General features: G+C 75.0%; 7 protein-coding genes. 4 read left to right on the forward strand and 3 right to left on the reverse strand.

The window, feature by feature from the left end; all coding sequences use genetic code 11:
* Window positions 1–89: 89 nt before the first annotated feature.
* Window positions 90–1,190, forward strand: a complete 1,101-nt coding sequence (locus ACFVFS_RS27500; RefSeq protein ID WP_380627386.1) for an alpha/beta hydrolase — start codon at window positions 90–92, stop codon at window positions 1,188–1,190.
* A 54-nt stretch (window positions 1,191–1,244) separates the two neighbouring features.
* Here ACFVFS_RS27500 and ACFVFS_RS27505 read toward each other — a convergent pair whose 3' ends face one another.
* Both ACFVFS_RS27505 and ACFVFS_RS27510 read right to left on the reverse strand, forming a co-directional pair.
* Window positions 1,245–2,117: a hypothetical protein gene (locus ACFVFS_RS27505; protein ID WP_380627387.1), complete on the reverse strand. Its 873-nt coding sequence runs from the start codon at window positions 2,115–2,117 to the stop codon at window positions 1,245–1,247.
* A gap of 35 nt (window positions 2,118–2,152) precedes the next feature.
* Window positions 2,153–2,686 (reverse strand): sigma-70 family RNA polymerase sigma factor, encoded by a 534-nt coding sequence (locus tag ACFVFS_RS27510; RefSeq protein ID WP_380627388.1) that lies wholly within the window; start codon window positions 2,684–2,686, stop codon window positions 2,153–2,155.
* Window positions 2,687–2,941: 255 nt separating this feature from the next.
* Here ACFVFS_RS27510 and ACFVFS_RS27515 point away from each other — a divergent pair, with 255 nt between their 5' ends.
* Window positions 2,942–3,706: a hemerythrin domain-containing protein gene (locus tag ACFVFS_RS27515; RefSeq protein WP_380627389.1), complete on the forward strand. Its 765-nt coding sequence runs from the start codon at window positions 2,942–2,944 to the stop codon at window positions 3,704–3,706.
* Between the two features lie 145 nt (window positions 3,707–3,851).
* On the opposite strand, the gene ACFVFS_RS27520 is transcribed toward ACFVFS_RS27515, so the two are convergent.
* Complete coding sequence (locus tag ACFVFS_RS27520; protein WP_380627390.1) at window positions 3,852–5,381, reverse strand: FAD-dependent monooxygenase; 1,530 nt, start codon at window positions 5,379–5,381, stop codon at window positions 3,852–3,854.
* Window positions 5,382–5,490: 109 nt separating this feature from the next.
* On the opposite strand from ACFVFS_RS27520, the gene ACFVFS_RS27525 reads away from it, so the two are divergent.
* Both ACFVFS_RS27525 and ACFVFS_RS27530 read left to right on the forward strand, forming a co-directional pair.
* Window positions 5,491–6,147: a TetR/AcrR family transcriptional regulator C-terminal domain-containing protein gene (locus ACFVFS_RS27525; RefSeq protein ID WP_380627391.1), complete on the forward strand. Its 657-nt coding sequence runs from the start codon at window positions 5,491–5,493 to the stop codon at window positions 6,145–6,147.
* A gap of 116 nt (window positions 6,148–6,263) precedes the next feature.
* A complete protein-coding gene (locus tag ACFVFS_RS27530) occupies window positions 6,264–6,674 on the forward strand; it encodes a hypothetical protein (protein ID WP_380627392.1) in 411 nt (136 codons plus the stop codon).
* The last annotated feature ends 143 nt before the right edge of the window (window positions 6,675–6,817 follow it).

A 6,817-nucleotide genomic window follows, 5' to 3' on the forward strand; every position in this document is an offset into this window, starting at 1 on the left:
AGTCGCGCCCCGGGCCTGTCCGGCCCCACCCGGGGGCCACCGCCCGGCTCCGTGGGAGCGGGCGCGACACCGGTCGGAGAGTCCTCACCGTGCAGCCGCAGTCCTCCCGTTCCCGCGCCGTGCTGACCGGCGCCACCGTCCTCACCCTGGCCGCCGCGCTGGCGGCCTGCGGCAGCGCGGACGGCGGGAACGCGGGGACGTCGGGGGACGCGGCGAAGGGCGGCACCGCCCCGGTGGCGGCCACCGGATCCTCCTCCGCGCCCGGGTCCCCGGCGGCGGGTTCGAGCTCCTCCGCGGCCGCCCCGGCCACGACGGCGCCGGTCACCACCGCTCCGCCCGCGCTGTCGGGCAAGGTGCTGATGCCCACCGGCCCGCAGGCCGCGTTCACCAAGGCCAGGGACACCGCCGCCGGGCAGATCACGATGACCACGCTGACCGGCCCCAAGTCCGGGGTCACCGGCAAGGTGTGGGTCTGGCTCCCGCCGGAGTACAACGACCCCAAGTACGCGAAGACCGGCTTCCCGGTGCTCACCCTGTACGCGGGCGGCCAGAGCGCCGGCTACAACACCTGGACCGACAACCAGCTGCCGATCCAGGAGGTCGACGCCGACCTCGCCAAGCAGGGCAAGGCGCACCCGTTCATCATGATCATGCCGGTGCAGAACCTGGAGTCCAACGAGGCCAAGGCCCTGGAGTGCGCCGACATCCCGGGCCAGCCCAGGATGGGCACCTGGATGGCCGAGGACATCCCCGACTTCGTGCGCGCCAACTTCCGCACCGTGAAGGGCCGGGACGGCTGGGGCCTGATGGGCGCCTCCACCGGCGCGTTCTGCAGCGCCAAGCTGGCCCTCCAGCACCCGGACAAGTTCAAGGCCGCCGTCCCGATCGACGGCTACTTCAACCCCGACTCGCCGCTCTGGAAGGGCCACGACAGCGAGCGCCAGGCCAACAGCCCCGACCTGCTGGTCACCCAGGGCAAGGCCGACGTGCGGATGCTGGCCACCGCCGGGGGCGCCAACGCGTACGAGATGAAGCTGGTCAAGGCGTGGGTCGCCAAGGCCGCGCCGCCGCTCACCGTCGAGTACTGGGAGCAGCCCGGCGGGAAGCACCTGACCAGTGACTTCAAGAAGATGATCCCGGACACCCTGCAGTGGCTCAGCAAGAACCTCGCCGGGCCGCAGAGCGACTGAGTCCGGAGGGGGCGGAAGGACCGGAGGGGGCGGGAGGGCCTTGAAGGGGCGGGCTCAGCGGACCGCCGAGTCCCGCCAGCCCTCGTCGACCGCCCGGACGAACCCGGGCGTCGCGGCGAGGCCCCGTACCGCCTCCAGCGGCAGGGGGGTGTAGGCCCCGTCGACGGGGGCCGAGTCGAAGCTCAGGACGAACTTGCGGCCCTGCGCGGTGACGAGCCAGATCCAGACCGCCTTCGGCTGGTCGCGGTACGCCGGGTGCAGGACCCAGGCCAGCGCGCCGTCGGGGAGCGGGACGGTGAGGCAGTCGGTGCCGAAGGGGTCCGCCGGGTCGCCGTTCGGGAGCTTCTGGGCGGTGCAGGGCGATTCCCGTTCGTCGGGGGAGCCGACGAGTCCGTTGAACTCCCGCATGAACCTGACCCGGCCGTCGTTCGCGCGGTGCATCGTGAACTCGCGGGAGCTCGCGTTCTCCTCGATCCCGGTGACGCCCGGCAGCGGGTGGTCGCGCAGGAACCGCAGCAGCTCGGCGTGGCCGGCGGCGCTGAGCTGCCAGTCGGCGGCCACCGGGTCCGCGCTGTTCGGGGCGACCGGGGTGTCGGTCGCGCTCGGGGTGGCGGCTGCGGACGGGGTCGGATCGGTGGTCGGGGTCGGCATCGGGGCTGTCGTCGGGGCTGTCGTCGGGGCCGCGACCGGGGCGGTGGGCCCGGAGCGGCCGGTCACCGCGACGCCGGCGGTGGCGACCGCCGCCACCGCGACCGCCGCCGCCGTCACGGTCAGCAGGCGCCGCCGCAGCCGCAGCCGGGCACCGGCCCGCCTCACCTGCGGACCCACCGGCGGCACGGCGGGCTCCCGCTGGTCCAACACCGTGCGGAACAGCGCGCCCATCTGCTCGGCGCCGAACTCCCGGTCCTCCCGGTCCTCCTGGCCCATGGCCCTCCCTCTCCTCGTCAGCCCGTGGTGATCGGTCAGCCCGCGGCGATCTCGTGCACCGAGTCGCCGAGGATCGTCCGCAGTTGGGACAGGCCCCGGTTGGTCGCGGACTTCACCGCGCCGGTGCTCTGCCGCAGCGCGGCCGCCGTCGACTCGATCGACTGGTCCTCCCAGAACCGCAGCACCAGCACAGCCCGGTAGGCCGGGCTGACCTGGGCCAGCGCCGCGAGCAGTGCCAGCCGCCGCTCCGGGTCGGCCTGCGGCCCGGTGCGCCGCCCGCCGCCGCGGCCGTCCTCCAGGAGGGCGGCCAGATCCGGTGCGGTCACCTCCTGGGAGCCCCGCCGCCGCCGGATGTCGATGTAGGCGCGGACCAGCGTCGTCCGGGCGTAGCCGTACGCCGCCTCCGGCTCGCGCAGCCGCGGCCAGCGGGCGTAGAGCTTCACCAGCGTGGTCTGCACGAGGTCCTCGGCGAGGTGCCAGTCGCCGCAGAGCAGATACCCGGTGCGGCGCAGCGCGGCGTACCGGCCCGCGACGAACTCGTCGAACGTCCGCTCCTGATCCGGTGACATCCGGCCTCGCTGTTCCTCGTCGGCTTCCCGGTGCGGAGTGTGGCGCACCCTCGTCCTGATACACGGGACGAGTGCGGCGGAATGTTGCGCCGCGTTCGCCGACGCGTCCGCCAGGACCGGTCGAACAGCCGCTGAGCTGCACGTCAATCGGACATTGATTCGCCTCTGATGTCCTCTCATCACTGTGGTGGGAGCGCCATCCCGCCTGGTGTGCCAGGCCGAGCCAAGCCCTTGTCCGAGCGTGAAAAGAGTGCCATGCCCCTCCACCTGCTGCCCGTAGCGTCCCCGGTCTCCCCGGCCGTGCCCGCCCAGGGCGGGCCCGTGCACGAGCACATCGCCGACGAGGAACCGCAGGACGTCCGCTTCGCCGGACTTCGGCTGGTGCACTCCGCGCTCCGCCGGGACCTCGCCAGACTGCCCAACGCGCTGCGCCTGCTGCAGCCCGGCGAGGACGAGAAGGGCGCCGCGCTGCTGCGGCACTGGACCTTCGTCACCGCCATGCTGACCTGCCACCACGAGCAGCAGGACACCCGGATCTGGCCGATCGTGCGCCGGTTCGCGCCCGAGCTGCGGCTGCTGCTGAACTGGTTGGAGGCGGACCACCACAACCTCGACCACTCGTTCACCCGGGTCACCACCCTGGTCCGGATCGCCAGCCGGGACACCGGCTCGGTCTGGCCGGTGGCCTACGCCATCGAGGACCTGGCGGCCCGGCTGGAGACCCACCTGCGGATCGAGGAGCGCCAGCTGCTGCCGCGGATGGAGCGGGTCTTCGCGGACAACTCGCGGGTCGGCAGCCTGCCCGAGCTGCTGGACGTGCTGCACTCGGCCGAGGGCCCGGGCAGCCCGGACGCGCTCGCCTGGCTGCTGGACGGCGTCGAGCCGCCGGTGGTCGAGCGGCTGCTCGCGGACTGCGACGACCTGGTGGCCCGGCACTGGCCGCACTGGCAGGCGACCTACCAGCGGTGCACGGCGCCGCTGTGGGGCGCGCCCGGCGCGTGGGAGGTGACGGGCGAGTGAGCGGCGGGGTTTTTCGCGGGCGTTGATCTACGCGCGTGGCAGGTGCCTGTGGCGTATGCCCGGCAGTGCGGGTTCGGCACACCCGGTGCACCCGGCACATCGGGTGCACCCGGTGCACCCGGTGCACCCGGAGCGCTCGGCGCCTTCAGCGCAGGCCGAAGCGGGCCAGGTACCCCGGCAGGTCGGCCGGGTCGTGGGTGGCCAGGCCCAGGTAGCCGTCCGGCCGGACGACGAACAGGCCCGGCCCGTACGCCTGCTCCGCGACGCCGCCGTCGACGCGGTGTCCGCGCACCCCGGCGGGCAGCCGCGGCAGGGCGCGGCCGATCGCGAGCACGGTGAAGTGCGGGCCGCGCAGCAGCTCGAAGAGCCGGCGTCCGGCCAGGGCGCCCGCCGGTGCGCCGTCCAGCCCGGCGCCGTCCAGCGGGGCGTCGGGGGCGCGCTCGCCGGCCCGTAGCGCGTCCTCGGGCAGGCCGGGGCGCGCCTCCACGGTCAGCGGGCCGTCCTCGTAGCCGAGACCGAGCTGCTCGGTGCGCGGGCCGCGCCGCAGCCCGCCGGCCCGGACCCCGCCCGCGCGGTGCAGCCGGGTGGAGATCTCCAGGACCTCGGCGGCGATCGGCAGCCGCTCCTGCTCGTAGCTGTCCAGCAGCGCCTCGTCGGCGCCGTGCCGCAGCACCTGGCCGAGCTTCCAGCCCAGGTTGTACGCGTCCTGGACGCTGGTGTTGAGGCCCTGGCCGCCGGCCGGGGAGTGGATGTGGGCCGCGTCGCCGGCCAGGAAGACCCGGCCCTCCCGGAACCGCTCGGCGAGGGCCGCCCGCGGTCGGAAGCCGGACGCCCAGTGGACGGCGCCGACGGCGGACTCCGGCAGGTGGGTGCGGGCGGCGACGGTCCGCCGGACGCCCTCCGCCGAGGTGTCGGGCTCCGCCGGGCCGCTCGCGCCGGGGGCACCGCCGTCCGCCGCGTCGAATCGGGCGAACAGCTGGAAGGCGGTGGTGCCCGGCAGCGGGCAGAGCAGCAGCGGGCCGCCGGGCGCCTTCGGCCAGACGTGCCAGTTCTCGCGGTCCAGGCCGTCGATCTCGACGTCGGCGACCAGGGCGGGATGCGGGTCGACCCGCTCGCCCGCCATCGGGATGCCGACCGCCCCGCGGACGGTGGAGCGGCCGCCGTCGGCGGCGACCAGGTAGCGGGCGGCGACTGTGCGCCCGGTGCCGTCGGGGCCGGTCAGCCGGGCCTCGACCCGGTCGGGGTGCTGCTCCAGAGCGCTCAGCGCGGTGCCGAAGGCGACCTCGCCGCCGAGTTCGCGCAGCCGCTCGTAGAGCAGTTCCTGGGTGCGCCACTGCGGGATCATCCAGACCGCCGGGAACGGCACGGTCGGGTCCGGCTCGGCGCGCCCGACGAGGTCCCACTCGCCCTGCCGCTCACCGTCCTCCCAGTTCACCATGCGCGGGTAGGGGCGGCCGGCGGCGTGCACGGCGGCGAGCAGCCCGAGGTCCTCGAAGACCTCCTGGGTGCGGGGCTGGAGGCCCTTGCCGCGCGAGCCGGGGAACAGCGCCGGGGCCTGCTCGACCAGCAGCGCGGACACCCCGCGCCGGGCCAGGTCGCAGGCGAGGGTCAGGCCGGTCGGCCCGGCGCCGACGATCAGGACGTCGGTCTCGTTCCGGTTCTGGGCGTGCGCCATCGCACACTCTCCTTAACGTCGTTAAGCGGCGGACGTCCAGAAGCATCGACTTAACGGTGTTAAATTGTCAATGCCGGAACGACAGCAGCCACCCGGAGGGAAGTGCGGCATGCCGCCGAAGCTGGACCGCGCCCAGGTGGTCGACGCCGCCCTGCGCCTGCTCGACGAGACCGGGCTGGACGGGCTCACCCTGCGCCGGATCGCCACCGAGCTGGACGTCAAGGCCCCCGCCCTGTACTGGCACTTCGCCAACAAGCAGGCGCTGCTCGACGAGATGGCCACCGAGATGCTCCGCCGGATGTCCGCCGGGGCGCCCGCCCTTCCCGACGACTGGCGGGAGGCCGTCATCGGCACCTGCCGCGCCCTGCGCGCCGCGCTGCTCGGCTACCGGGACGGCGCCAAGGTCTTCAGCGGCACCCGGCTGACCGACGCGGGCCACTCCGGGCAGCAGCACGCGCTGCTCGCCGTGTTCGACCGGGCGGGCTTCGAACTCGGCGACGCCGTCCTGGCCTTCACCACCGCGTACGCGTTCACCGTCGGCTTCGTGATCGAGGAGCAGGCCGTCCACCCGGTGCCGGGGGAGCGGGCGCCCGGCTACGACCCGGAGCGGCGGGCCGCCGGCATCGAACCCGAGCACGCCCTCGCCGCCGCGGCGAGCCGGGAGCTCTTCGGCGACTTCGAGCAGCGCTTCGAACGCGGCCTGGCGATCGTCGTCGCCGGTATCGGCGCTTCGCTCCCGTTCGCACCAACTCCCGTCAACCCCTAGGGGTTTCCCCTCGGGGGTGCGGGCGGCCGGGGGTCCGGCGCCTCCGGGGCGGGCCAGGGGCCGGGTACCGCCGCCGGCCGACGACCGGCGCCCGCCGCGGGCCTACCGTCGGAGCCATGACCAGCGCGCCCACCGCCACGCACCAGGAGCACCGTCCGACCTCTCCGCCGTCCCGCCGCCGGCCGGCCGCCCGTTCGGCCGCCCTCGCGGCCGGCGCCGTGCTGCTGCTCGGCGCCGGTCTCACCGCCTGCAAGGGCGGCGTCGCGCTCTGCCTCGACGACAACAGCTGCGAGGTCGCCGTCCGCACCGAGAACGCCGACTCCACGTACAGCGCCGAGGTCTTCGGCGGCGACAGGACCCTCAGACTGACCGTCGGCCGGATCACCGACACCACGGCCGAGGTCCGACTCGGCGACGAGACCAAGACGCTCACCGAGGGCACCGAGACCGTCATGGGCCCCGCGACGGTCACCCTGCGCCACGCGAACGCGCGCGAGCACACCGCCGAGGTCCGCGTCGTCCGCTGACCCCTCCCGCGACGGGCCCGCCGGTGCGGGAGGGCGCGGGGGGGGGGGGGGGGGGGGGGGGGGGGGGGCGGCGCCGGCACGGCCGGCGGCGGGTGTGCCCCGGGTTCGGGGGGGCCGCTATCGCCCTGACAGGCCGGCCCTCC

It is taken from the genome of Kitasatospora sp. NPDC057692 (genome assembly GCF_042799475.1).
Lineage (GTDB): Bacteria > Actinomycetota > Actinomycetes > Streptomycetales > Streptomycetaceae > Kitasatospora.

What these genes read in the sequence shown, in the direction of transcription:
- ACFVFS_RS27505 (WP_380627387.1), bottom strand. Translation starts at nt 2,117, where the DNA reads ATGGGCCAGGAGGACCGGGAGGACCGGGAGTTCGGCGCCGAGCAGATG.
- ACFVFS_RS27510 (WP_380627388.1), bottom strand. Translation starts at nt 2,686, where the DNA reads ATGTCACCGGATCAGGAGCGGACGTTCGACGAGTTCGTCGCGGGCCGG.
- ACFVFS_RS27515 (WP_380627389.1), top strand. Translation starts at nt 2,942, where the DNA reads ATGCCCCTCCACCTGCTGCCCGTAGCGTCCCCGGTCTCCCCGGCCGTG.
- ACFVFS_RS27520 (WP_380627390.1), bottom strand. Translation starts at nt 5,381, where the DNA reads ATGGCGCACGCCCAGAACCGGAACGAGACCGACGTCCTGATCGTCGGC.
- ACFVFS_RS27525 (WP_380627391.1), top strand. Translation starts at nt 5,491, where the DNA reads ATGCCGCCGAAGCTGGACCGCGCCCAGGTGGTCGACGCCGCCCTGCGC.
- ACFVFS_RS27530 (WP_380627392.1), top strand. Translation starts at nt 6,264, where the DNA reads ATGACCAGCGCGCCCACCGCCACGCACCAGGAGCACCGTCCGACCTCT.